This is a genomic window from Burkholderia sp. Bp9099, assembly GCF_003857805.1.
GTDB lineage: Bacteria > Pseudomonadota > Gammaproteobacteria > Burkholderiales > Burkholderiaceae > Burkholderia.
In genome coordinates this window covers 55,278-78,055 of the sequence record NZ_QTPU01000033.1, presented here as the reverse complement: position 1 = coordinate 78,055, position 22,778 = coordinate 55,278, and the positions used below count along the sequence as shown (strand labels likewise).

23 protein-coding genes and 1 pseudogene are annotated in these 22,778 nt (G+C 65.9%); 10 read left to right on the top strand and 14 right to left on the bottom strand.

The window, feature by feature from the left end:
* Nucleotides 1-678 (top strand): 4Fe-4S dicluster domain-containing protein (locus DIE17_RS30775; RefSeq protein ID WP_185735406.1); only part of this gene is annotated, 678 nt, incomplete at its 5' end.
* Nucleotides 679-696: 18 nt separating this feature from the next.
* Here DIE17_RS30775 and DIE17_RS30770 read toward each other — a convergent pair.
* The 10 genes and pseudogenes from DIE17_RS30770 to DIE17_RS30725 form a co-directional block, all read right to left on the bottom strand.
* A pseudogene (locus DIE17_RS30770) lies at nucleotides 697-1,113 on the bottom strand (methyl-accepting chemotaxis protein); the annotation flags it as partial.
* Nucleotides 1,114-1,305: 192 nt separating this feature from the next.
* A complete protein-coding gene (locus DIE17_RS30765) occupies nucleotides 1,306-2,766 on the bottom strand; it encodes an NAD-dependent succinate-semialdehyde dehydrogenase (protein ID WP_124921532.1) in 1,461 nt (486 codons plus the stop codon).
* A gap of 117 nt (nucleotides 2,767-2,883) precedes the next feature.
* Nucleotides 2,884-3,591 carry a GntR family transcriptional regulator gene (locus DIE17_RS30760; RefSeq protein ID WP_124921531.1) on the bottom strand — a complete coding sequence of 236 codons (708 nt, stop codon included), beginning with the start codon at nucleotides 3,589-3,591 and terminating at the stop codon, nucleotides 2,884-2,886.
* Between the two features lie 11 nt (nucleotides 3,592-3,602).
* Nucleotides 3,603-4,709 (bottom strand): ABC transporter ATP-binding protein, encoded by a 1,107-nt coding sequence (locus DIE17_RS30755; protein ID WP_124921530.1) that lies wholly within the window; start codon nucleotides 4,707-4,709, stop codon nucleotides 3,603-3,605.
* Nucleotides 4,710-4,720: 11 nt separating this feature from the next.
* Nucleotides 4,721-5,521 carry an ABC transporter permease gene (locus DIE17_RS30750; protein ID WP_124921529.1) on the bottom strand — a complete coding sequence of 267 codons (801 nt, stop codon included), beginning with the start codon at nucleotides 5,519-5,521 and terminating at the stop codon, nucleotides 4,721-4,723.
* Nucleotides 5,522-5,607: 86 nt separating this feature from the next.
* Complete coding sequence (locus DIE17_RS30745) at nucleotides 5,608-6,492, bottom strand: ABC transporter permease (protein ID WP_124921528.1); 885 nt, start codon at nucleotides 6,490-6,492, stop codon at nucleotides 5,608-5,610.
* Nucleotides 6,493-6,633: 141 nt separating this feature from the next.
* Nucleotides 6,634-7,674 carry an ABC transporter substrate-binding protein gene (locus tag DIE17_RS30740; protein WP_124530047.1) on the bottom strand — a complete coding sequence of 347 codons (1,041 nt, stop codon included), beginning with the start codon at nucleotides 7,672-7,674 and terminating at the stop codon, nucleotides 6,634-6,636.
* Between the two features lie 150 nt (nucleotides 7,675-7,824).
* Nucleotides 7,825-8,793, bottom strand: coding sequence for a flavin reductase (locus tag DIE17_RS30735; RefSeq protein WP_124921527.1), 969 nt, complete (start codon nucleotides 8,791-8,793; stop codon nucleotides 7,825-7,827).
* Between the two features lie 206 nt (nucleotides 8,794-8,999).
* Nucleotides 9,000-9,689: a GntR family transcriptional regulator gene (locus tag DIE17_RS30730; protein WP_124489300.1), complete on the bottom strand. Its 690-nt coding sequence runs from the start codon at nucleotides 9,687-9,689 to the stop codon at nucleotides 9,000-9,002.
* A gap of 132 nt (nucleotides 9,690-9,821) precedes the next feature.
* Nucleotides 9,822-10,112: a DUF1330 domain-containing protein gene (locus tag DIE17_RS30725; RefSeq protein WP_124921526.1), complete on the bottom strand. Its 291-nt coding sequence runs from the start codon at nucleotides 10,110-10,112 to the stop codon at nucleotides 9,822-9,824.
* Nucleotides 10,113-10,218: 106 nt separating this feature from the next.
* Here DIE17_RS30725 and DIE17_RS30720 point away from each other — a divergent pair, with 106 nt between their 5' ends.
* The 7 genes from DIE17_RS30720 to DIE17_RS30690 all read left to right on the top strand — a co-directional run bounded on the left by DIE17_RS30720 (nucleotide 10,219) and on the right by DIE17_RS30690 (nucleotide 17,009).
* The gene (locus DIE17_RS30720) at nucleotides 10,219-10,821 is read left to right on the top strand and encodes an amino acid synthesis family protein (RefSeq protein WP_124523129.1); all 603 of its coding nucleotides are present in this window, start codon (nucleotides 10,219-10,221) and stop codon (nucleotides 10,819-10,821) included.
* Nucleotides 10,790-11,608, top strand: a complete 819-nt coding sequence (locus tag DIE17_RS30715) for an alpha/beta fold hydrolase (RefSeq protein WP_124921525.1) — start codon at nucleotides 10,790-10,792, stop codon at nucleotides 11,606-11,608. Before DIE17_RS30720 ends, DIE17_RS30715 begins: the two co-directional genes overlap by 32 nt.
* Before the next feature lies 1 nt (nucleotide 11,609).
* Nucleotides 11,610-12,545, top strand: a complete 936-nt coding sequence (locus DIE17_RS30710; RefSeq protein ID WP_124921524.1) for a flavin reductase — start codon at nucleotides 11,610-11,612, stop codon at nucleotides 12,543-12,545.
* Nucleotides 12,546-12,556: 11 nt separating this feature from the next.
* On the top strand, nucleotides 12,557-13,594 hold the full coding sequence (locus DIE17_RS30705) for an LLM class flavin-dependent oxidoreductase (protein ID WP_124489305.1): 1,038 nt from the start codon (nucleotides 12,557-12,559) through the stop codon (nucleotides 13,592-13,594).
* Nucleotides 13,595-13,606: 12 nt separating this feature from the next.
* Complete coding sequence (locus tag DIE17_RS30700; protein WP_124489306.1) at nucleotides 13,607-15,076, top strand: aldehyde dehydrogenase; 1,470 nt, start codon at nucleotides 13,607-13,609, stop codon at nucleotides 15,074-15,076.
* 115 nt (nucleotides 15,077-15,191) lie between these two features.
* Nucleotides 15,192-16,604 (top strand): purine-cytosine permease family protein, encoded by a 1,413-nt coding sequence (locus DIE17_RS30695; protein ID WP_124489307.1) that lies wholly within the window; start codon nucleotides 15,192-15,194, stop codon nucleotides 16,602-16,604.
* Between the two features lie 15 nt (nucleotides 16,605-16,619).
* Complete coding sequence (locus DIE17_RS30690) at nucleotides 16,620-17,009, top strand: carboxymuconolactone decarboxylase family protein (RefSeq protein WP_124489308.1); 390 nt, start codon at nucleotides 16,620-16,622, stop codon at nucleotides 17,007-17,009.
* Nucleotides 17,010-17,098: 89 nt separating this feature from the next.
* Here the strand turns inward: DIE17_RS30690 and DIE17_RS30685 are convergent, their stop codons facing one another.
* The 4 genes from DIE17_RS30685 to DIE17_RS30670 all read right to left on the bottom strand — a co-directional run bounded on the left by DIE17_RS30685 (nucleotide 17,099) and on the right by DIE17_RS30670 (nucleotide 20,040).
* Nucleotides 17,099-17,572, bottom strand: coding sequence for a hypothetical protein (locus DIE17_RS30685; RefSeq protein WP_124530038.1), 474 nt, complete (start codon nucleotides 17,570-17,572; stop codon nucleotides 17,099-17,101).
* Between the two features lie 155 nt (nucleotides 17,573-17,727).
* Nucleotides 17,728-18,195, bottom strand: coding sequence for a sodium:proline symporter (locus tag DIE17_RS30680; protein WP_124523121.1), 468 nt, complete (start codon nucleotides 18,193-18,195; stop codon nucleotides 17,728-17,730).
* A gap of 33 nt (nucleotides 18,196-18,228) precedes the next feature.
* On the bottom strand, nucleotides 18,229-18,888 hold the full coding sequence (locus tag DIE17_RS30675; RefSeq protein WP_124489311.1) for a nitroreductase: 660 nt from the start codon (nucleotides 18,886-18,888) through the stop codon (nucleotides 18,229-18,231).
* A gap of 171 nt (nucleotides 18,889-19,059) precedes the next feature.
* Nucleotides 19,060-20,040, bottom strand: a complete 981-nt coding sequence (locus DIE17_RS30670) for a LysR substrate-binding domain-containing protein (RefSeq protein ID WP_124530034.1) — start codon at nucleotides 20,038-20,040, stop codon at nucleotides 19,060-19,062.
* A 57-nt stretch (nucleotides 20,041-20,097) separates the two neighbouring features.
* Here DIE17_RS30670 and DIE17_RS30665 point away from each other — a divergent pair, with 57 nt between their 5' ends.
* Together DIE17_RS30665 and DIE17_RS30660 are read left to right on the top strand one after the other, a co-directional pair.
* Nucleotides 20,098-21,003 carry a DMT family transporter gene (locus tag DIE17_RS30665; protein ID WP_124921523.1) on the top strand — a complete coding sequence of 302 codons (906 nt, stop codon included), beginning with the start codon at nucleotides 20,098-20,100 and terminating at the stop codon, nucleotides 21,001-21,003.
* Between the two features lie 581 nt (nucleotides 21,004-21,584).
* Entirely contained in the window at nucleotides 21,585-22,739 is a 1,155-nt protein-coding gene (locus DIE17_RS30660; RefSeq protein ID WP_124667923.1) for a branched-chain amino acid ABC transporter substrate-binding protein, read from the top strand.
* Nucleotides 22,740-22,778 lie beyond the last annotated feature (39 nt).

The window sequence follows — 22,778 nt, the reverse complement described above, 5'->3', positions numbered from 1 at the left end:
ATCGGCGACGACGCGGGCTTCCTGAACGCATCGCGGATCAAGGGCAGCCACGCGGCGATCAAGACCGGCATGCTGGCCGCCGACGCCGCGTTCGACGCGCTGCAGGCCGGTCGCCAGTCGGACGAGCTCAACGCGTATCCGGACGCCTTCAAGCAATCGTGGCTGTACACGGAGCTGCACCGCGCGCGCAACTTCAAGCAGTGGATGGCGAAGGGGCTGTACCTCGGCACGCTGATGGTCGGGCTGGAACAGAAGGTGATGGGCGGCAACGTGCCGTGGACACTGCATCACAAGCATGCGGACCACGAGATGCTGAAGCCGGCGTCGCAATGCACGCCGATCGAGTATCCGAAGCCGGACGGCAAGCTGACGTTCGACCGGCTGTCGTCGGTGTTCATCTCGAACACGAACCATGAAGAGAACCAGCCGGCGCACCTGACCTTGAAGGACGCGAGCGTGCCGGTGAACGTGAACCTGCGCACCTACGCGGGGCCGGAGGCACGCTTCTGCCCGGCGGCGGTGTACGAGTTCGTGAAGAACGACGACGGCAGCGATCGCCTCGTGATCAACGCGCAGAACTGCGTGCACTGCAAGACCTGCGACATCAAGGACCCGACGCAGAACATCGTGTGGGTCACGCCGGAAGGCGGCGGCGGGCCGAATTACCCAAGCATGTAACGTTGAGAACGCCCGCTTTCATGCAGACATTTCGCTCTCCGAGGCCTTGAATACCGAGCCAGCCTTGCCCGGAGTCATTGCCTGCTCTTCCAGCAAACGTGCCGCTGCTGCCGACTGCTCGACAAAAGCCCCATTCTGCCGCACGACGGCCTGATTGACCGGTTCGATCCCGCGGCTCTGCTCGTCCGACGCAGCGGCGATCTCGCCGACGATATCGGACACCGGCCTGATCGCCTGCTTGACGTGTCCCGTCGTCGCGCCGACGTCCGTCGCCTGCGTGGCGCCGTCCTGAATCAGGGCGACAGAAGTGCTGATCAGTTCCTCGATTTCTTTCGCAGCCGAAGCCGAGGACTGTGCCGGACCGTGCACTTCGCTCGCCACCACGGCGAATCCGCGCCCCTGCTCGCCAGCGCGGGCAGCCTCCACGGCAGCGTCATCCGTTCGCCATCATCTTCATCGCGAGGCAAATCGCAACGACTTGCAGCGTTACCCGGTCGGGTATCGCGATGCCGGCGAGTTCGCCCGCATTGACGATGCGTGTGTCTCATGCGATCGCGCGCGAGTCCGATGTTTCCGGACGACCACGTATCCATGTCGGCGCCCTCTTTCAGTCAAACGAACCGGCGATCAGACCGCCATGCACAGATACTTGATGACCAGATAATCGTCGATGCCGTAGTGCGACCCTTCGCGGCCGATTCCCGACTGCTTCACGCCACCGAACGGCGCGACCTCGTTGGAAATGAGGCCCGTATTGATGCCGACCATCCCGTATTCGAGCTGCTCGGCCACCCGCCACACACGCCCGATGTCGCGGCTGAAGAAGTAGGCGGCGAGCCCGAACTCGGTATCGTTGGCGAGCCTCACGACTTCGTCGTCGCTCGAGAAGCGAAACAGCGGTGCGAGCGGCCCGAACGTCTCTTCACGCGCAACGTCCATCTGCGCGGTGGCATTCAGCAGCACCGTCGGCTCGAAGAAGCCATGGCCGAGTGCATGCCGCCTTCCGCCGGTCGCCACTGTGGCGCCCTTGGCGAGCGCGTCCGCGATGTGCGCTTCGACCTTGCCGAGCGCCGCATCGTTGATCAGCGGCCCGAGTATCACGCCACTTTCGGTGCCGTGCCCGACCTTCAGGCCCTTCACCGCCGCCACCAGCATCGCGGCGAACGCGTCATACACGCGCTCATGCACGTAGAAGCGATTGGTGCACACGCACGTCTGTCCGTTGTTGCGGTACTTGGACGCGATCGCCCCTTCGACGGCCGCGTCGAGATCGGCATCGTCGAACACGATGAACGGCGCGTTTCCGCCGAGTTCGAGCGTCACCTTCTTCACGGTGGGCGCGCTCTGCGCCATCAGCAGCCGCCCCACGCCGGTCGATCCGGTAAACGACAGCTTGCGCACCACGGGGCTGCTCGTCATCGCGCCGCCGATCGCCTTCGGGTTGCCGGTGACGATGTTGAGCACGCCGTTCGGCACCCCCGCGCGCTCGGCGAGCACCGCGAGCGCGAGCGCCGAGAATGGTGTGGCTTCGGCAGGCTTCACGACGATCGGGCAGCCGGCCGCAAGCGCCGGGCCGACCTTGCGCGTGATCATCGCGTTCGGGAAATTCCACGGCGTGATCGCCGCGCACACGCCGACAGGCTCCTTGATGACCACGAGGCGCTTGTCCGCCACGGGCGTCGCGAGCGTGTCGCCGGCCACGCGCTTGCCCTCTTCCGCGAACCATTCGATGAACGACGCACCGTAGACGATCTCGCCCTTCGCTTCGGCCAGCGGCTTGCCCTGCTCGGCCGTGAGGATCAACGCGAGATCGTCGGCGTGCTCGATCACGAGTTCGTACCAACGGCGCAGGATGCATGCGCGCTCCTTCGCCGTCTTTGCGCGCCACGCGGGCCACGCGGCATTCGCGGCGTCGATCGCGCGTGACGTCTCCGTGGCGCCCATCAGCGGTACGGTGCCGAGCGTCGCGCCCGTCGCCGGGTCGAGCACGTCGAAGCGCTCGCCCGAGTCGGCGTCGCACCATTGCCCGTCGACATAAGCCTGCTGACGCAACAGCGCCGGGTCCTGCAACAGCGTGTTCAATTCCACGATCGGTCCTTCCGGGGATAAAATTGCAGGAGGCGACCCGAGCACGACTCGAGCCGCGAATACGGAGAATTTCAAATGACGGGCGGCGCGAGGCACTGCATCACGAAGCCAGGCGCGCTACCCCGCCTGACGCCACGATGCACTCTCATGACCGTGCGTGAGCAGCCTGCGCGCGATCTCGGCTACCCGGTGCACGTGCGCGATGGCCGCCTCGCGCGCCGCCACGCCGTTGCCCGCCGCGATGGCCGCGAGAATCGCGCGCATCTCCTCGACCGCCTGGTGCCCGCGATCGTCGGACGCGATCGTCAGCGCACGCAGCCGGTTGATACGCGCGATCAGCGTCTGAACGATTTCCCATGCGACCTGCTTTTGCCCGGCGATGAACATGCGTTCGTAGAATGCCGACGTGAGCACCTTCACCGCCTGATGATCCTGCGCATCGAACGCTTGCCGGATCTGGTCGATACACGCGCCCAGCTCGGCGACGAGCGATTGGTCCGCATGCTGCGCACAGGCCATCGCCGCCTCGCCCTCCAGCAACGCGCGTATTTCGTAGATCTCGGCGGCCGTGTCGAAATCGAGGACCGCAACGATCGGCCCCTGGTTCGGGATCGAGGCGACGAGACCTTCCGTTTCCAGATGCCGCAAGACCTCGCGCACGACGGTTCGACTCACGCCGAGGATCTCGCACAGCGAGCGCTCGACCAGCCGCTCGCCGGGCTGGAAATGCGCATCGAGGATCGCGGTGCGCATCTTCTCGAGCGCGAGCTCGCGCAGCGTTGCGGTCGGCCGCTGGACTTTCAGGGACGGCGGAGCAGGACTCATGACTGCCACCGTCATGCTTGCGCGAAAAGGCGCGCGTCGCGTGCGTCCCAGTCGACGAGTGCCTGCGCGCCGATCACGATGCCGTTGTCGTGCCGATGCGCGGCCGGCATGCGGATCGAGATTTCCTGCTGCCAAGGCGTCGCGACCGCGTAATGCATCGCATCGCCGAGATAGGTGACGTCGCGCACGGTCACGGGCAAGGCCGCCGCGGCGCTCGAGCCATTCGTGCCGCTCGCGCGCTGCAGCGAACTGATACGCATCTGTTCAGGGCGGATCATCAGCGTGCCTTCGTCGCCGGCGGCGAGCGTCGGGTGGAACATGTCCGACGCCATTTCGAGGCCGTTGGGCAACACGCCGCCGATGCGGCCGTCGCCGTGCTTCATCACCTTGACCGGCAGGAAATTCGAGTTCCCGATGAAGCTCGCGACGAAGCGCGATGCCGGGTTCGCGTAAAGCTCCTCGCCAGTGCCGACCTGCTCGATGCGCCCCTGGTTGAACACGGCGATGCGGTCCGACAGGCGCAGCGCCTCCTCCTGGTCGTGCGTGACATAGAGAATCGTCACGCCGGTTTCCTGGTGAATGCGGCGCAATTCGAGCTGGATTTCCTCGCGCAGTTTCTTGTCGAGCGCAGAGAGCGGCTCGTCCATCAACAGCACGGGCGGATCGTATGCCAGCGCACGCGCGATCGCGACGCGCTGCTGCTGGCCGCCGGAGAGCTGCGCCGGCATCCGGTCTCGGCACTCGGACAGATGCACGAGCTTCAGCATCTGCTCGACCTTCGCGCGCACTTCGGCGTCGGGCCGGCGGCGCACGCGCAGCGGGAACGCGACGTTCTCGCCGACGGTGAGATGCGGGAACAGCGTATAGCGCTGGAACACCATCCCGATATTGCGCCGGTTCGGCGCGACCGACAGCAGCGGCTTGCCGTCGAGCAGCACGCGGCCGTCGGTCGGCTCCTGGAAGCCCGCGACGATGTAGAGCGTGGTGCTCTTGCCCGAACCCGACGGCCCGAGGAAGGTCATGAATTCGCCCTTGCGCACGTCGAGCGACACCTGGTCGATCGCGACGACGTCGTCGTAGGTCTTGCGCAGGCGCTGGATTTGCAGGAATGCAGTCATGGCGTGTTACCTCAGTGAGCGCGTGCGCGGCGCACCACGGCGCCCGCCAGCATCAATACGGTCGTGAGTCCGACGAGCAGCGACGAAGCGGCCGCGACGACCGGCGTCAGGTCTTGCCGCAGCGTCGCCCAGATCCGCACGGGCAGCGTTTGCAGCGTCGGGCTCGACATGAAGATCGACACGACGACTTCGTCCCACGATGCGAGGAACGCGAAGATCGCGGCGGCGAAGAGGCCGAGCCGGATGGCAGGCAGCGTGACGCGCAGCTTCACGGTAAGCGGCGACGCGCCGCAGATCAGCGCCGCGTCTTCGAGCGCCGTGTCGAAGCTCACGAGCGAGTTGCTGATCGAGATGATCGAGAACGGCAGCGCGATGATCAGATGGCCGATCACGAAGCCGGTCATCGTGCCGTTCAGGCCGATGCGCAGGAAGAACCCGTACAGCGCGACGGCAAGCACGACGACAGGCAGCACCATCGGTGTGAGGAAGAAACCCCGCACGGCCTCGCGGCCGCGGAACTTGCCGCGCACGAGCGCCAGCGACGCGAGAAACCCGATCGCGACGGACAGCACCGTGACGATCACCGCCAGTTTCGCGCTGGTCAGCAGCGAGTCGATCCAGCCCGCGTCGGTGAAGAGCTGCCGGTACCATTCGAGGGTCCAGCCAGGCGGCGGGAAGATGAGCCACTGCGAATCGCCGAACGACAGCGCGACGATAAAGACGATCGGCAACAGCAGGAACAACGCAACAGCCGCGCCCACGGCCACGAGGATCCAGCGCAGCGCGCCCAGGCGATCGAAATCGAGCAACATGTCAGTCCTCCCGCCGGGCCGCCCCAAGTGAGGCTGGCGCCCCCCCGGGAAGCAGCGAACGTAGTGAGCTTGAGGGTTGTTTCATCTCAGCGGCCTCCGGTGGTGGCGTGCGCGCTGCCGGTGAAGCGCAGTTGCAACGCATAGAGGGCGAGCGTCACGGCGAGCAGCACGAAGGCCGCGGCGCCGGCGAGGCCCCAGTTCAGCAGTTCCTGCACGAGCTGCGCGATCAGTTCGGCCAACATCATGTACGACGGGCCGCCGAGCAGCGTCGGCGTGACGAAGTAACCGAGCGCCATCACGAACACCATCAGTACGCCGGAGGCCACGCCCGGCATCGCGAGCGGCACGAGGATGCGCCAGAACGCCTGCCAGCGGCTCGCGCCGCACACCGCGGCCGCGCGCAGTGTCGACGGGTCGATGCCGCGCAGCGTTGCATGCAGCGGCATCACGAGGAACGGCAGCATGATGTAGGTCATGCCGATCGTCACGCCGGTCAGGTTGTTCACCAGCGACAGCGGCTCGTGAATCACGCCGAGCGCCATCAGCGCGCGGTTGATCGGCCCCGTTCCCTGCAGCAGCACCATCCATGCAAACGTCCGTGCGAGCAGGTTCGTCCACATCGACAGCAGCAGGATCGCGAACAGCACCGAACTGAGCCGGCGCGGCGCGATCGCGAGCAGCCATGCCATCGGAAAGCCGACGATCAGCGTGACGAGCGTGACGACCGTCGCAACAAGAAACGTATTGCCGAACACGCGCACGTACGTCGTCGAGCCGAGCAGCTGCTCGTAGTTGTGCAACCCGGGCGTCGGTTCGAGCACGCTGCGCAACAGCAGCGACAGCACCGGCAGCAGGAAGAAGATCACGAGCAGCAGCATCGCGGGCGTCAGCAGCCGTATGCTGCGCCAGTCGCGCCGCTTGCGCGGCGGCGGCGCGCTCGGATGCGCGACGGTACTCAATAGGTTTGGCATGGTGGCTCCTTGGTCGGCCAGCGCCAGCACTTCAGTGCCTGTTACCGCTGGCCCCATGCAGGTTCGTTGCTCGGCCGCGCCGGCTCGATCCGGTTCGGCCTCCTGAACAGAATTCAGATCCATACGACTTGCCACGCCGGCTTACTTCGACTGCCACGCGTACCAGCGCTTCGCGATCGCGTCGCGATTCTCGGCCCAGTACTTCATGTCGAGGTTGATCTGCGTGGCCTTGTACTGGTCCGGGAGCGTCTTCGCAATTGCCGGTTGCATCAGCGCCGCCGACTTCACGTTGATCGGTGCATAACCGGTGTCGGCCGCGAATTTCGCCTGCGCCTGCGCACCCGTCGCGGCGGCGAGGAACTTCATCGCCGCGTCGCGATGCTTCGCGCCCTTCGGGATCACGAGCATGTCGGCGGCGGTCAGGTTCTGGTTCCATGACATGCCGACCGGCACGCCTGTCTGCGCGAGCGCATGCAGGCGGCCGTTCCAGAACATGCCGATCGGCGCTTCGCCCGACGCGAGCAACTGCTGCGACTGTGCACCGCCGCTCCACCAGACGATGTCACCCTTGATGGAATCGAGCTTCTTGAATGCGCGGTCGAGGTCGAGCGGATACAGCTTGTTCGGCGCGACGCCGTCGGCGAGCAACGCGATCTCGAGCACGCCCGGCGCCGACCACTTGTAGAAGGTGCGCTTGCCAGGGAAGCGCTTGGTATCGAACAGGTCCGCCCAGTTCTGCGGCTGCGCGCTCGTGTATTTCGCCTTGTAGTAGCCGAGCACGAACGAATAATAGAAGCTGCCCACCGCAGACGGCGTCGCGAAGCGCGGGTCGAGTTCGGCCTTGTTCACCACCGAATAGTCGATCGGCTCGATCAGCCCTGCCTTTTCCGCCGCATACGCGAAGTCACCCTCGACGTCGACCACGTCCCAGCTGACGTTGCCGCTGTCGACCATCGCCTTGAGCTTGCCGTAGTCGGTCGGCCCGTCCATCAGCACGTTGATGCCGCTCGCCTGCGTGAACGGCTGCGCCCAGTCCTTCTGTTGCGACGACTGGGTCGTGCCGCCCCAGCTGGTGAACACGATCGGATCGGCGGCCAGTGCCGGCGCGGCGCACAGGGCGGCCAACGGTGCAATGCATGCCAGACGCGACGCTGCGAAACGCGGGATGCTTCTGCTGCTCATGGTCTCTCTCTCCAAGGGGAAACGCCGCGCGTCGCGACCGCCGGGATGGCAGCCATTCGAATACGCGCCTTCAGACCGGCGGCGCAAACCTCGCCGGCATCATGATCCTGATTCTTGTGTCTTCGCCACGCCTGATTGCGGCAAGTCGCTTCAATGCGCGACTGCAAGTGTCTGCACGGTGCCAGCCTCCGTATCGCCGACATAGATGCCATACGCGTCCTGCCGGCGTTCACGCACGTAGCGTTCGAGCATCGAGCGCACGGCGGGGTCGGCGATCTCGTCCCACGGCACTTGCCAGAGCGGCACGATACGGGTGCTGCTGTCGAACCACGGCGAACCGGTAGGCATAACACGGCCGCGGTAATAGATATGGACGCCAGCCTCGCGCCCGCCGGCCGATTCGAAAACTGCGAACAGGAAGTCGAGATGCGCGTTGAGCCCGAGTTTCGCGAGCACGCCGCGCAGGCTCGCGGGGTCACTGGCCGGATCGAGCCGGGTGCCGGTCGGCAAGCGCAGCCCGTGCGGCGTATCGACGAGCACCAGCCCGTCGCGATGTTCGAGAATCGCACCCACCTCGGCATGCCCGCCTGCCGCGGACAACGCCTCCTGCGACAGCGTGAAGTTCACGTAAGCGCCGCGGCAATAGCCGAGCGGCGACGCGCTCGTCTGCGCGAAATCGACCACGCGCCCGATCAGAATGACGTGGTCGCCTGCATCGACCACGTCGTGGGTCACGCAGTCGAAGCTCGCCGCCGCATCCCGGATCACCGGTGCGCCCGTCTTGCGCGTGTCCCATGGCACTTGCGCGAACTTGTCCTGCGCCTTCGATGCGAACACGCCGGACACGTTGGTCTGGTTTTCCGCCAGCACGCTGACGGCAAAACGCTGCGTAGCCGAGAACACCGCATGGCTCGATGCCGTCTTCGCGATGCACACGAGGATCAGCGGCGGATCGAGCGACACCGACGTGAACGAGTTCGCGGTGAAACCGCGCGGCGACCCGTCGGACTGGATCGTCGTGACGACCGTCACGCCGGTGACGAATGCGCCGAGGGCGCGGCGGAATCCGAGCGTGTCGAATGCCTGCTGCGCGGTGGACCCGGTCATCGACTCAGTCATGGCGTGCTCCCGTGATTACTGCGCTACTCGATGAGATTATGGTATGCCATCTTATGGTCGACAACAACGTGTCAAAAATCATGGAAAACCATGATGCATCCGCGGATCGCCACGTATTCGATAGCCAAAACAAAAGGCCGCCGGCGTAGCACGCCGGCGGCCTTCCGGGTCAATTCGCGCGTCTGGATGCTCGCGCTCGGGCTGCATCAACTATCGCTGGATGCCTCGTCCTGCTGTTGCGCGAGCGCAGACAGCGCCAGCTCGGAAACCCGCTTGATGTGCGCAGCCGACGCGGCCGATGCCGCGTTGCCGTCGCGCTGCTCGATCGCTTCGAGCAGGCGGTTCATCTCGGTGTTGGAATCGCCGCCGCGTCCCGGCATCGCGATGGTCAGCGCGCGCAACCGGTTGATGCGCGCGTTCAGCGTCTTGACCACCGTCAGCGACACCTGCTTTCCTGCGGCTTCGAACAGGGTTTCGTAGAAACGCTCGGTGAATTCGAGCACACGTGGCAATTCCTGCTTCTCGAACGCATCCTCGATCGTTGCCCGAATTTCTCGCAACTGCCGCACGACTTCGGGCGTCGCGCGCTCTGCGCAGGCACGCGCGGCATTGGCTTCGAGCAGGCCGCGCAGTTCGTAGATCTCGCCGACTTGCGCCGGATCGAGCCGCGCGACCACCGGCCCTTGCCGCGACACGGTCTCGACCAGCCCTTCGGTCTCGAGATGCCGCAGCACCTCGCGCACCACCGTGCGGCTGACGCCGAGCTCATCGCACAGCGTGCGCTCGACGAGCCGGGCACCCGGCCGGAAATAGCCCTGCACGATCGCGCCACGCAGCTTGTCGAGCGTCAGTTCGCGCAGGGTCTTGGCATTGCGGTCGATTTTCAGGTCTTGCATGAGCGGCACTCTGGAAACGGGTATGGGCCTGCAGCCGGCCGCGAGCCGGGCGCAAACATGGAATGCCATATTATGACCTAACTGCCAGCGTCTTCCATCCCGCCCGGCCTGCGCCCGCGCCCGACCAGGCGATCAGCCCCCGAGCCCCTCGACGATCGCGATCTGCGCCCGGCAAAATCCATCCCGCTTCGCCTTCGCCGCCTGGTACTCCGGCGAGTGATAACACGCAAGCGCCGTTTCCATGTCGGGAAAGCGGATCACGACGTGGCGCTCGAACGCATCGCCCTCCAGCGTCTGCGACGCGCCGCCACGCGCCAGGAACACGGCACCGAATTTCTTGAACGCCTGCGGCGCGATGTCCGTGTAGTCCTTGTACTTCACGGGATCCAGCACCTGCACGTGGGCAATCCAGTACGCACTCATTTGTCACCTCTCTTGGGAAATTCCTGCTACGGGTTTACACGCATGGCATGCCGTAACATGGTATACCACAATGAATCGCACAATCAACGCACGAAAGGAAGGTGCCATGAGCCTGATTCGGAAATCCGTCCTCCATGTCGAGACGCTCTACGTGGATGGCGACAAGGTCGCTGCCAAGCCACTGAAGATGATCGGCGCCGTCGCCGTCATCAAGAACCCGTGGGCAGGCCGCGGGTACGTCGAGGACCTGTCGCCGGAGATTCGCGCGATCGCCCCGCAGCTCGGCGAACACCTGACCAAACTGATCCTCGACGAGGCCGGTTCGGGCGACGCGGTCGAAGCGTTCGGCAAGAGCGCGATCGTCGGCCTCGACGGCGAAATCGAGCATGCATCCGCGCTGATCCATACGCTGCACTTCGGCAACATCTATCGCACGGCCGTCGGCGCGAAGTCGTACCTCGCGTTCAACAATACGCGCGGCCCGGCCAATGCGCCGCTGCTGATCCCGATGATGGACAAGAATGACGAAGGCCGCCGTTCGCACTACCTGACGCTCCAGTTCTCGATCCCGGATGCACCGGCCGCCGACGAACTGGTCATCGCCATCGGCGCCGCGACCGCCGGCCGTCCGCATCACCGCATCGGCGACCGCTACAAAGATCTCGCAGAGCTCGGAAATGACGTCAAGAACCCTGCTGCTGTCAAATAAGCGCGTCGCCCACTATCTCGACCAGGGCACCGGCGAACCGCTGGTGCTGATTCATGGGGTCGGCATGCAGGCGGGCGCGTGGTATCCGCAGATCGACGACCTGGCGCGCGATTTCCGCGTGATCTCCGTCGACATGCCGGGCCACGGGATGAGCGATGCGCTCGACACCGACGCCGGCCTGCAGCAGTTCGTCCAGTGGGCCGTCGGGTTCATCGAGGCGCTGAAGGTCGGCCCCGTCAACCTTGCCGGCCACTCGATGGGTTCGCTGATCGCCGCCGGCGTCGCCGTGACGCGGCCCGATCTGGTCAAGCGCGTGGCAGTCCTGAACGGCGTGTACCGCCGCACCGAACAGGCGCGCGAGGCCGTGCTGCAACGTGCCGCCGAACTGCGCTCGGGCACCATCGACATCGATACGCCGCTGCGGCGCTGGTTCAACGCGGAAGACTCGCAGCAGGCCGCCGCGCGGAAGGTGGAAGCGTGGCTGCAGTCGGTCGATCTGGCCGGCTACGCGACCGCGTACACCGCGTTCGCGAACGGTGACGACATATACGCGGACGGCTGGCACCGGATCGCGTGCCCTGCCCTCGTGCTCACCGGGTCGGACGACCCGAATTCGACGCCCGAGATGGCCCGGCAAATGGCGCAGGCCGCGCAAGACGGCAAGGCTGTCGTGATCGAGAACGAGCGCCACATGGTGAACCTGACCGCGCCCGACGCCGTCAATCGCGCGCTGCGTGCGTGGCTGCAGACCGTGCCGCAGGCGGAAACCCTGAAATCGGAAGTGTGACATGAGCCAAGCAATCAGCCAGGAAACGCCGATCATCAACTCGCGGGAGCTGCGCGACGCGTTCGGCGCATTCATGACCGGCGTGACGATCGTCACCACCGCGCGCGACGACGGCCAGCCGCTCGGCTTCACCGCGAACTCGTTCTCGTCGGTGTCGCTCGATCCGGCGCTGCTGCTGGTCAGCATCGCGAAGACGTCGAGCAATTTCCAGACGTTTTCCACGATCGGCCACTTCGCGATCAACATCCTCGCCGAAGGGCAAAAGGACCTCTCCAACACCTTCGCGCGACCGAGCGACGATCGCTTCGCGAACGTCGGCTGGCACCTGAGCGCGCATCGCAACCCGCTGATCGACGACGTCAGCGCGTGGTTCGACTGCACGACGCACGCGGTGATCGACGCGGGCGATCACGCGCTCATCATCGGCAAGATCGAGGCGTTCCATTCCGCCGGCTACGCGGGGCTCGGCTACTACCGCGGCGGCTACTTCACGCCGGCGAAGCTGTCGGCCGAAGTCATCGCCGGACCGAAGGTCATCGTCAGCGCGATCATCACGCGCGACGACAAGGTCCTGATGGTGAAGACGGCCGATCGCAAGTGGGCGCTGCCCACCCGGGAAATCGGCAACGCAGGCGCCGACAAGGCGCTCGCCGAACTGTTCCGGCAATACCAGCCGGACGCATCGGCAAGCTTCATCTATTCGGTCTACAACAATACCGAGACGCACTACCAGTACATCTCGTTCCTCTGCAGCGCACCGAACGAAGCGGCGGTCGCCGGCGAATTCGTGAGCCTCGACGACCTCGACGCCGACGCGTTCCAGGACAGCGCGCTCGCCAGCATGCTCGAGCGCTATCGCAAAGAGAGTCAGTTGAAGAGTTACGGCCTGTACTTCGGCGATCACAGCACCGGCACCATCCGCCCGCTTCTTTCCTGAAAGGTCACATCATGCGTTTTTCGCTTTTCGTCCACATGGAGCGCGTCTCCGACCAGACCAGCCAAAAGCAGCTGTACGACGAGATGGTCGAGCTGTGCCAGATCGCCGACCGCGGCGGCATGCATGCCGTCTGGACCGGCGAGCACCACGGCATGGACTTCACGATCGCGCCGAACCCGTTCATCAACCTCGTCGACCTAGCGAACAAGACGAAGCGCGTGCGGCTCGGCACGGGCACGGTCGTCGCGCCGTTCTGGCATCCGATCAAGCTCGCCGGCGAAGCCGCGATGACGGACATCATCACGGGCGGCCGCCTGGAGCTCGGGATCGCGCGCGGCGCGTACTCGTTCGAATACGAGCGCCTGATGCCGGGCCTCGACGCGTGGGGCGCAGGCCAGCGCTTGCGCGAACTCATTCCGGCCGTAAAGAAGCTGTGGGAAGGCGATTACGCGCACGGCGGCGAGTTCTGGCAATTCCCGTCGACGACGTCGTCACCGCTGCCGCTGCAGCAGCCGCATCCGCCGATCTGGGTGGCCGCGCGCGATCCGAACAGCCACGAGTTCGCGGTGGCCAACGGCTGCAACGTGCAGGTCACGCCGCTGCACCTCGGTGACGAGGAAGTCGAGAAGCTCGTCGGCCACTTCAACGCCGCGTGCGCGAAGTTCAGCGACGTGCCGCGCCCGCAGATCATGCTGCTGCGTCACACCTATGTGGCAAGCAGCGAGGACGACGCACAGCTGGCCGCCGACGAAGTCAACGTGTTCTACAACTACTTCGGCGCGTGGTTCAAGAACGAGCGTCCGGTCAGCCGCGGGATGATCAAGCCGCTGAGCCGCGACGAAATCGCGGCGCACCCCTTCTACACGCCGGAAGCGATGCGCAAGAACAACGTGATCGGCACGCCCGCGGAAGTGATCGGGCGCCTGAAGGCCTATGAAGAGCTCGGCTTCGACGAGTACTCGTTCTGGATCGATACCGGCATGAGCTTCGAGCGCAAGAAGGCGTCGCTCGAGCGGATGATCCGCGACGTGATGCCGGCGTTCCAGTAAGGGGGCGATGCCATGAATGTGCAATTTCAGCTGTATATCGACGGGCAGTTCGGACCCGGTGTCGCCACGTTCGGCAGCATCAATCCGGCGACCGGCGCCGTGTGGGCGCAGATGCCGGAAGCCCGCACCGACGAGGTGAACCGCGCGGTAGCGGCGGCCGGTCGCGCGCTGACCGATCCCGCCTGGGCGGGGCTTTCCGCGTCCGCGCGCGGCAAGCTGCTGTACAGGCTCGCCGATCTGGTCGAAAAAGCTGCACCGCGGCTCGCCGAAATCGAAACGAACGACACCGGCAAGATCATCCGGGAAACGTCGAGCCAGATCGCGTACGTCGCCGAGTATTACCGCTACTACGCGGGCATCGCCGACAAGCTCGAAGGCAGCAGCATCCCCGTCGACAAGCCGGACATGCAGGTGTGGCTCGAGCGGCAGCCGGTCGGCGTGGTCGCCGCGATAGTGCCCTGGAACAGCCAGCTGTTCTTGTCCGCGGTGAAGATCGGCCCGGCGCTCGCGGCCGGCTGCACGGTGGTGCTGAAGGCGTCCGAGGAAGCACCGGGACCGTTGCTCGAGTTCGCGCGCATCGTGCACGAGGCAGGATTCCCGCCGGGCGTCGTCAACGTCATTACCGGCTTCGGCCCGGAATGCGGCGCGGTGCTGAGCAGCCACCCGGGCGTGGACAAGGTCGCGTTCACCGGCGGCCCCGAGACCGCGCGCCACATCGTGCGAAACACGGCCAACAACCTCGCGAAGGTGTCGCTCGAACTCGGCGGCAAGTCGCCGTTCATCGTGTTCGCCGATACCGATATCCAGAGCGCGGTGAATGCGCAGGTCGCCGCGATCTTCGCGGCGAGCGGCCAGAGTTGCGTCGCGGGGTCGCGCCTGCTGATCGAGGCTTCCGTCAAGGAGCAGTTCCTTGCGCTGCTGGTCGAGCGTGTGTCGCGGATTCGCGTGGGTTCACCCAACGAGCGGGAAACCGAGTACGGCCCGCTGTGTACGGAACGGCAGCTTCGCAACATCGAGACGGTCGTCGAGAACTCGGCGCGCCAGGGTGCCAAGGTGCTCGCAGGCGGAAAGAGGCTGGAGCGCGACGGGTATTACTACGCACCGACGATCCTCGACTGCACCGGCGTTGCGCAAGCCGACAGCATCACGACCGAATTGTTCGGCCCGGTGTTGTCGGTCGACACGTTCGAATCCGAACAGGAAGCGATCGAGAAGGCAAACGGCACCGCCTACGGCCTCGCGGCCGGTATCTTCACGACCAACCTGACGCGTGCGCACCGCGTGTCGAAGCGCGTGCGCTCCGGCATCGTGTGGATCAACACCTATCGGGCCGTGTCGCCGCTCGTGCCGTTCGGCGGCTTCGGGCTGTCCGGGCATGGACGTGAAGGCGGCCTGAGCGCCGCGCTCGAATACACGACCACGAAGTCCGTGTGGCTGCGCACGTCGGACGATCCGATCGGCGACCCGTTCGTGATGCGCTGAGCGGCTACGCTTTCGCCGGCAGTATCGACTCAAGGCCGCAAGGGCCATGCCGCGCCGCGCGCGTCATCAGGCGCATGCGGCGACGCATGGCCCCGGCAATAAAGATGGAGACAGCATGACAAAGCAGGAAAGCGACGGCAGCGTTCTCGCCATCGAAAGCAACTCGATCGAATATGTTCCGCCGGAGGCGCGGCACGGCAAGCCGGCCGACCTCTTCACCCTGTGGTTCTGCACGAACGTCGCCCCGCTGGCCGTGATTTCCGGTGCGACGTCGGTACTGGTGTTCCACCTCGACCTCATGAGCGCGATTGTCGCGATCGCGGCCGGGCAGTTCTTCGGCGCGATCTTTCATGCGCTCACTTCCGCGCAGGGGCCACTGGTCGGCGCGCCGCAGATGATCCAGAGCCGCGCGCAATTCGGCCGCTACGGATCGCTGCTGGTCGTGTGCTTCACCACGCTGATCTATCTCGGCTTCTTCGTGTCGAACATCATTCTCGCGGGCAAGACGCTCCACACGGCGGCGCCCGCAGTGCCGGTGCCGATCGCAACCGTCATCGGCGCGGTGCTCGCGACGCTGGTCGGTGTGATCGGCTGCCACTTCATTCATCGCTTCAACAAGATCGGCGCGTGGTTCATGGGTGGCGCACTGCTGATCGGCATCGCGCTGATGGTGCCGGGCCTCGATGCGCGGATGTTCCAGCAGGGTCATTTCGATCTCGCCAACTGGTTCGCGATGTTCGGCTTGTGTGCGGTCTGGCAGATCAGCTTCGCGCCCTATACGTCCGACTATTCGCGCTATCTGCCGGCTTCCGCCGGATTCGGAAAGACCTTTGCGTACACGTACCTCGGCACGTCACTGGGGACGATCTTCGCATTCCTGTTCGGCGTGCTCGCCGTCAGCACCGGGCATTCGACGGACGCGATGCAGGCGATCCGCGAGCAGACCGGCGCGTTCGGCTACGTGCTGATCTTCCTGTTTCTGGTCAACATCATCGGCCACAACGGGATGAACCTGTATGGCGCGGTGCTGTCGTTCATCACCGCCGCGCAGACGTTCCGGCCGCACTGGGTGCCCGGCCGCAACGTGCGCGTCGTCGTGTCGGCGGTCCTGCTGGTGGCGTCGACCGCGGCTGCACTGTGGGCGTCGAGCAACTTCATCTCGATCTTCCTCAACGCGATCTTCGCGCTGCGCATCGTGCTGGCACCGTGGATCGCGATCAACCTGATCGACTTCTACCTGGTCAACAACCGCCGCTACCGGGTCACGGAAATCATCAGCAGCAGCGGTGGCGTGTACGGGGCGTTCAACGTCAGGGCCATCGCGATCTACGCGTTCGGGATTGCGGTCCAGGTGCCGTTCATGGAGGAGAGCTTCTTCCACGGCGCGTGGGCATCGGTTCTCGGCGGCGCCGACGTATCGTGGATGGTGGGCCTCGTCGTCACCGCGACGGTCTGCTACCTGTTCGCGTCGAAGGACGGTTCGCGTTCGCGCGGACGGTGCCCGGCGGGCGCCGGGGCTTTGGAATAACCGGGGAAATCGATCATGAACGAAGATGATGCGCTGTTTCAGAAGGGCTTGCCGATCCGCCGGGAAGTGCTCGGCCCGGAATATGTCGATGCGTCGATGGAAAAGGCCGACGCCTTCATGATGGCGTTCCAGCGCGCAACCACGGCATGGGCGTGGGGCTGGGCATGGGGCGATGAAACACTCGACCGCAAGACGCGCAGCCTGCTCAATCTCGCGATGCTGACCGCCGCCGGTCATACGAACGAGCTCAAGCTGCACGTGAAAGGCGCGCTCAACAACGGCGTGAGCGTCGATGAAATCAAGGCGACGCTGCTGCATGCCACCGCGTATTCCGGGATCCCGCACGGGCTCGGCGCGTTCAAGGCTGCACATGAAGTGCTGGTGGCCGAAGGGGCGTTGAAGTAAGCGAGCCGCTCGCGCGCGCGTAATGCGAGATCGCAACGACGCGGCGCACACACACTGCGGTGGGCGTCCGCCGCGCCATGTACGCCGGCTCAATGCCGCCGCATTCCCCCGAACCCGTGCTCACCGCCGACGAACACCGGGCCACGGTGAAAGCCGGTGCCCATCGGAGCACCGACACGACCACGCATGCCCCCGTCGAAGTGGCCGACGTGACCGAAGTGGTCGAAGTGATGGCGATGATGGAAACGGTCGATGAAGACGAAGCTGACGCCCGTGCCGACGAACACCGCCGGTCCCCAGTACCACGGGTCGGCGTACGGATAGGCGGTATCCGGATACCACACGATGCTGCCGTCCGTGCTCTGCATCATCTGCCAGGTGCCGTCGCCTTGCCGGCACGCGCGCCCGACGATCTGCTGTTCCGTGCCGTCGATTTCCGCTTGCATGACGACCGCACGGCAGCGGGCGCCTTCGTCCGGCGAGTCGTCATAGGTTTGCGCAAGCACGCACATGGAGCAGCCGAGACAGACGATGCCCATCCCGACCCGAAACAAGTTGCACACGATCGGCTCCTGCATTGTTGCCCCCGACCACCCGAGCCTTGGCGTCACGGACGACGCGCGGCTTCGTATAGGGTCACCCGACCATTAGACGATGTGGCATGGCCGATTATTCCTGGGGTCGGGATACGCATGCGTGATGCACGAACCGCCGACGATCATGCGCGCGCCGAACGCCGGACGATGCAGTAGACGCCCGCCGCCATCACGCCGAAGACCACATGGGCGATCAGCGTGATCGCGCCGCGCACCGGAACGAACCACGGGAAGATCGCGGTGAACGCGTGCAGGTTGATACCGTAGAGCACCAGTCCGAACGCGCCGCCCGCCACCAGCGCGGCGCCGGGCGACAGGTTGCGCACCATCCTCGCCAGCACGGCCGTATAGGCAAGCGACAACGCGGCATGCACCAGCGTCGCCACGCCCATGATCGTCGGATCGAAGCCCGGGGACGCGCCGAGCACGGCTCGCCCCATCACGAGGGCGGCCGTCAGGCGCGCGTCGCGAAGCAGGTTGTGAAAGGGGTCTTCTCCGGCAATCGGCCAGAGCATCAGCTCGATGACGGTCGAGCCGACCGCCGCGCCGAACGCTGCCCAGAGAATCGGGACCGGACCGTCCTGTTTCAATGGTGCTCCACGATGGCCGCGCGCCGTGCGGACTTACAGCGGACGTTCGCAATCCGTCCAGTATGCGAACGGATCACGATGCTTCGGGTAGTGCTCGTCGAGCCATTTCAGCAACGTCGCACGCGCGTTGTCCAGATCGGCCTTCGACGACGACGTCGTCAGCTCGTGCACCTCGGCGGATTTTTCCCGATCCATCACGTAGCAGTTCCAGTCGGGGCCGTCGAGATCCGGATCGTCGGACGCCTTCGACGACTTGCGCCAGCCGACCCCCTTGCGCGCATCGATGTAATAGCGCGGATGCACTTTCAGATACGACATCTCGCCGCCCTGCAGGCTGCTTTCCGCGCGCAGCACGTCGCGTTCGTCGACGATCTGCGTGACTTCCGGCAGCCGGCGCGAGCGCCAGCCGGCCGGCAGCGTCGCCGTCGCCCGCACGGCGTCGTACGGGCCCCACGCGAGGCCCCAGGCTTCGGCCATGCGCTTCATGAACGCATCCGCGCCCGGGTAGCCGCGCAACTGGATTCTCGTCGACAACGTGACTTCGACGCGGCCGTCGGCGCCGGCGGGGTCGCCTGCCGCTTCGAACGGGTTGCCCGGGCGCGACGCGCGCTGCTGCGCGTCCGCGGGCGCCATGCCCGAAAACAGCTGGTCGAGCGCCGCACGCGCTTTCGACGACTTGTCTGGTCTATTCATTCCTCATTCCCTCTGCATTCGAACGGTTCAACACGCTCGATTCTCGTTAATCTGTCGGGTCCCGCAATTTTCCGCGGTCGCATTGTCGACGATCTGGTAGCCCGGGTCGAGCGGCGGCGCCGTCCGCGCCGCCTGCGTCGCCTGCGTCGCACACCTCGACGCCCGTGCCGCCTATCCCAGCGCGGCCCGCATCCGCTCCATCAGCGCGAGCACCTCCGGACGATTCTCGCCCTTCGCATGCACGAAGTGATACCTGAGCGGCGACTCGACCTCATGCCGGCTCACGCGGACGAGCGCGCTGCGCTTGAGATACGCATCCGCGAGCGGCGTTCGCGCCAGCGCCACGCCGAGCCCCGCCTCGGCCGCCGCGAGCACGAGGTTGTAGTCCTCGAAACGGCGATCCTGCGCGCGCGGCTTGAACGGTATGCCGAGCGCGTCGAACCAGGTGCGCCAGCCGGTCACGTCGGAGTCGTGCAGCAGCGGCATCTCGAGCAGCGCGGCGGCGTCGTTGCGACGGCGCCGCGCGGCCAGCTGCGCGGCGAGCCGCGGATGCGCGACCGGATGGAGCGTCTCCGGCATGAACGCGCTGGTTTCGAGCTGACGCCAGTTGCCGCGCCCGTACCGGATCGACAGATCCGCTTCGCCGGCGGCGATGTCCACATTGCGAAGTTCGATGCCGAGCTCGATGCGCAACGCGGGCGCCTCGCTCTCGAGCGCGTGCTGGCGCTCGAGCAGCCAGAGCTGCGCGAATGCCGGCACCACGCTCATCCTGACCAGTCGCGGCGTACGCGGCGAGCGCCACTGGTCGGCCGCGCCGTCGATGATCGCGAACGCCTGTTCGATCCGGCCGACGAAACGCTGGCCGTCCGGCGTCAGCCGCACGCCGCGCGCATGACGTTCGAACAACGCCATGCCAAGCCAGTTCTCGACGGCCGCCACGCGCCGGCTGATCGCGCCGTGCGTGACGCCGGACGCGTCGGCGGCCGCCAGGAACGAGCCCAGCCGCGCCACCGCACAGACGGTTTCCAGGCTGGCCAGCGGCGGCCGCGGGCCGGGTGCCGGCGCGACCGACGGCAGCGCGTCCGCCGCATGCTGCTGCGTGCGCGCCGGGCCATCGGCCCGGCGTCGCACCGAGCTGTGAGCCATATTCATACCCGCTGGTTGATCTGTGCGCTAGCTTAACATCTCGCGTCGCCACACCATTGCCGCATGAACACGCTTTCCTCCCCCTCGTCGCGCAGCGCGCGACTGCCGCTCGTCGCGGCCGGCGCGGTGGCATTCACGATCGTCTCGTGGGCCTCCGCCTTCCCGTTCATCCGGATCGGCCTGCACGGGCTGGCTCCGCTGGAACTCGCGGCCGCGCGCTTCGCGACCGCGGCGGTGCTCGCGATCGCATGGCTCGCATGGCGGCGGCCTCGCATGCCGGCCAGACGCGACGCGTTGCGCTTTCTCGTCTGCGGCCTGCTCGGCATCGCACTCTACAACGCGCTGCTCAATACCGGCGAGCAGACCGTGTCGGCCGGCGCGGCGAGCTTCATCGTGAACACACTGCCGATCTTCACGGCGCTGCTGGCGGCGGTGTTTCTGCGCGAACGCTTCAATCGCCGCGGATGGCTCGGTTCGCTGGTCAGCCTGGCCGGCATCGCCGTGATCGCGCACGGCCAGCCGGGCGGCCTCGTGCTCGGCTCCGGCAGCACGCTGATCCTCGGCGCGGCATTGTGTTCGGCCAGCTATTTCGTGCTGCAGCGGCGGCTGATTCCCGTCTACGGCGCGCTGCCCTGCACCGCGTATACGCTGCTGGCCGGTGCGCTGCTGCTCACGCCCTGGTTGCCCGGCGCGCTCGCATCGCTCGGCGGCGGCGGCGCGTCACGCGACACGGCGCTCGCCGTCCTGGTGCTCGGCGTCTTTCCCGCCGCGCTGGGTTACGCGACCTGGACCTTCGCGCTCGGCTACTTCGGCGCGGCGCGCGCCGCCAATTTCCTGTACCTGACACCGGCCGTCGCGACGGTGTTGTCGATGGCGCTGACAGGCGAGCGGCCCGGCATCGAAACGTTGTGCGGCGGCCTGCTGGCGATTGCCGGCGTGATATTCGTGGCCTTGCGCGGACGGACGTAGGCATGCGGCCGCGCCGGACGGCAACGGCGGGCCGGACGAGCCGGCAGTGGGCCGAACCGGCCCCGTCATCTGCAAAGCCGGACGTACACGCTGCGCCGAACGGCCCGTCGCCATTCGCCATTCGCCGACGCCGCCGGGCTCGACCGTTAGTTGCAACAAGCGGGTGGCGGCATCTCGAGCAGCGCCACGGCGATGAAACTGTGCAGACAAATCGACCGAACAGTGCCGGATTGATTGCATCGCGCTGTCCATGGTCATCGGGATCGGCCCGATCGAATAATCGAAGCAATCGACGGCGCAAGACGCTCACACCTGCGCGACGCATCGCGAAACGGCCGCGCCATCGCATCACATTTGCGCAAGGCCGGGCAATTCGCGGAAGCGGGCGCAAGCGCGTTCGGATATATTCATACGAATTGCGTGTCGCCGGACGCAATCGCCCGCTCGCTCGTGCGAGCCCCGGGCGACATGCAAGCCGGGCCCGTCACGGGTCACGGAGATTCGTCCGGCACACCGGCCGCCTCACAAGGGCGCGCGGCAAACCGGACGGCACCAGAAATATCAATCAACGGAGATGGCAGATGGAACGAAGCACTGTCGGCATGCGCTGCAAACCCCTGATCACCGTCGCACTGGCGGCCGCCGCATTTGCGGCCGCGTCGGGCGCGATGGCCGACCAGGTCGTGAAGATCGGCAGCGTCGAACCGACGACGGGCGGCATTTCGCACCTCGGCAAGGACAACGAGAACGGTGCGCGCCTCGCGGTGGAAGAAATCAATGCGAAGGGCCTGACGATCAGCGGCCAGAAGATCACGCTGCAGCTCGACGCGCAGGATGACGCGGCCGACCCGCGCCAGGCCACGCAGGTCGCGCAGAAGCTCGTCGACGACAAGGTCGTCGCCGTCATCGGCCACCTGAACTCGGGCACGTCGATCCCGGCGTCGAAGATCTACAGCGACGCGGGCATCGTGCAGATCTCGCCGTCCGCCACGAACCCGACCTACACGCTGCAGGGCTTCAAGACCACGTATCGCGTGGTCGCGACCGACGCGCAGCAAGGTCCGGCACTCGCGAGCTACGCGCAGTCGAAGGGCGTGAAGAGCGTCGCGGTGATCGACGATTCGACCGCATACGGCCAGGGCCTCGCGAACGAATTCGAGAAGAAGGCGAAGGCGCTCGGCCTGAAGGTGCTGTCGCACGACGCGACCAACGACAAGGCCGTCGACTTCCGCGCGATTCTCACCAAGGTCAAGGGCGAGAACCCGGACGCGATCATGTACGGCGGCATGGACGCCACCGGCGGCCCGCTCGCGAAGCAGGCGAAGCAGCTCGGCCTGCGCGCGAAGATCCTGTCCGGCGACGGCGTGTGCACCGACTCGCTCGCCCAGCTGGCCGGCCCGGCCGCCGACAACGTGCTGTGCTCGCAGGCGGGTGCGGCGCTCGAGAAGATGCCGGGCGGCGCGGCGTTCCTCGCCAAGTACCAGAAGCGCTTCAACCAGGGCATCAAGTTCGATGCGCCGTTCGCGTACGACGCGGTCTACATCGCCGTCGACGCGATGAAGCGCGCGAACTCGACGGACCCGGCGAAGATCCTCGCCGCGATGCCGTCGACGAAATATGAAGGCGTGATCGGCACGACGACGTTCGACGCGAAGGGCGACCTGACGCACGGGATCATCTCGATCTACGGCTACAAGAGCGGCAAGAAGACCTTCCTCGACCAGGTGAAGATGTAACGCCTCGCGACGCCGGCACGACGGGAACGCCACCCGTTT

Excerpts from the sequence above, each read along its gene's own strand:
- DIE17_RS30760 (WP_124921531.1), bottom strand. The coding sequence starts at position 3,591 with ATGAGTCCTGCTCCGCCGTCCCTGAAAGTCCAGCGGCCGACCGCAACG.
- DIE17_RS30755 (WP_124921530.1), bottom strand. The coding sequence starts at position 4,709 with ATGACTGCATTCCTGCAAATCCAGCGCCTGCGCAAGACCTACGACGAC.
- DIE17_RS30750 (WP_124921529.1), bottom strand. The coding sequence starts at position 5,521 with ATGTTGCTCGATTTCGATCGCCTGGGCGCGCTGCGCTGGATCCTCGTG.
- DIE17_RS30745 (WP_124921528.1), bottom strand. The coding sequence starts at position 6,492 with ATGCCAAACCTATTGAGTACCGTCGCGCATCCGAGCGCGCCGCCGCCG.
- DIE17_RS30740 (WP_124530047.1), bottom strand. The coding sequence starts at position 7,674 with ATGAGCAGCAGAAGCATCCCGCGTTTCGCAGCGTCGCGTCTGGCATGC.
- DIE17_RS30735 (WP_124921527.1), bottom strand. The coding sequence starts at position 8,793 with ATGACTGAGTCGATGACCGGGTCCACCGCGCAGCAGGCATTCGACACG.
- DIE17_RS30730 (WP_124489300.1), bottom strand. The coding sequence starts at position 9,689 with ATGCAAGACCTGAAAATCGACCGCAATGCCAAGACCCTGCGCGAACTG.
- DIE17_RS30725 (WP_124921526.1), bottom strand. The coding sequence starts at position 10,112 with ATGAGTGCGTACTGGATTGCCCACGTGCAGGTGCTGGATCCCGTGAAG.
- DIE17_RS30720 (WP_124523129.1), top strand. The coding sequence starts at position 10,219 with ATGAGCCTGATTCGGAAATCCGTCCTCCATGTCGAGACGCTCTACGTG.
- DIE17_RS30715 (WP_124921525.1), top strand. The coding sequence starts at position 10,790 with ATGACGTCAAGAACCCTGCTGCTGTCAAATAAGCGCGTCGCCCACTAT.
- DIE17_RS30710 (WP_124921524.1), top strand. The coding sequence starts at position 11,610 with ATGAGCCAAGCAATCAGCCAGGAAACGCCGATCATCAACTCGCGGGAG.
- DIE17_RS30705 (WP_124489305.1), top strand. The coding sequence starts at position 12,557 with ATGCGTTTTTCGCTTTTCGTCCACATGGAGCGCGTCTCCGACCAGACC.
- DIE17_RS30700 (WP_124489306.1), top strand. The coding sequence starts at position 13,607 with ATGAATGTGCAATTTCAGCTGTATATCGACGGGCAGTTCGGACCCGGT.
- DIE17_RS30695 (WP_124489307.1), top strand. The coding sequence starts at position 15,192 with ATGACAAAGCAGGAAAGCGACGGCAGCGTTCTCGCCATCGAAAGCAAC.
- DIE17_RS30690 (WP_124489308.1), top strand. The coding sequence starts at position 16,620 with ATGAACGAAGATGATGCGCTGTTTCAGAAGGGCTTGCCGATCCGCCGG.
- DIE17_RS30675 (WP_124489311.1), bottom strand. The coding sequence starts at position 18,888 with ATGAATAGACCAGACAAGTCGTCGAAAGCGCGTGCGGCGCTCGACCAG.
- DIE17_RS30670 (WP_124530034.1), bottom strand. The coding sequence starts at position 20,040 with ATGAATATGGCTCACAGCTCGGTGCGACGCCGGGCCGATGGCCCGGCG.
- DIE17_RS30665 (WP_124921523.1), top strand. The coding sequence starts at position 20,098 with ATGAACACGCTTTCCTCCCCCTCGTCGCGCAGCGCGCGACTGCCGCTC.
- DIE17_RS30660 (WP_124667923.1), top strand. The coding sequence starts at position 21,585 with ATGGAACGAAGCACTGTCGGCATGCGCTGCAAACCCCTGATCACCGTC.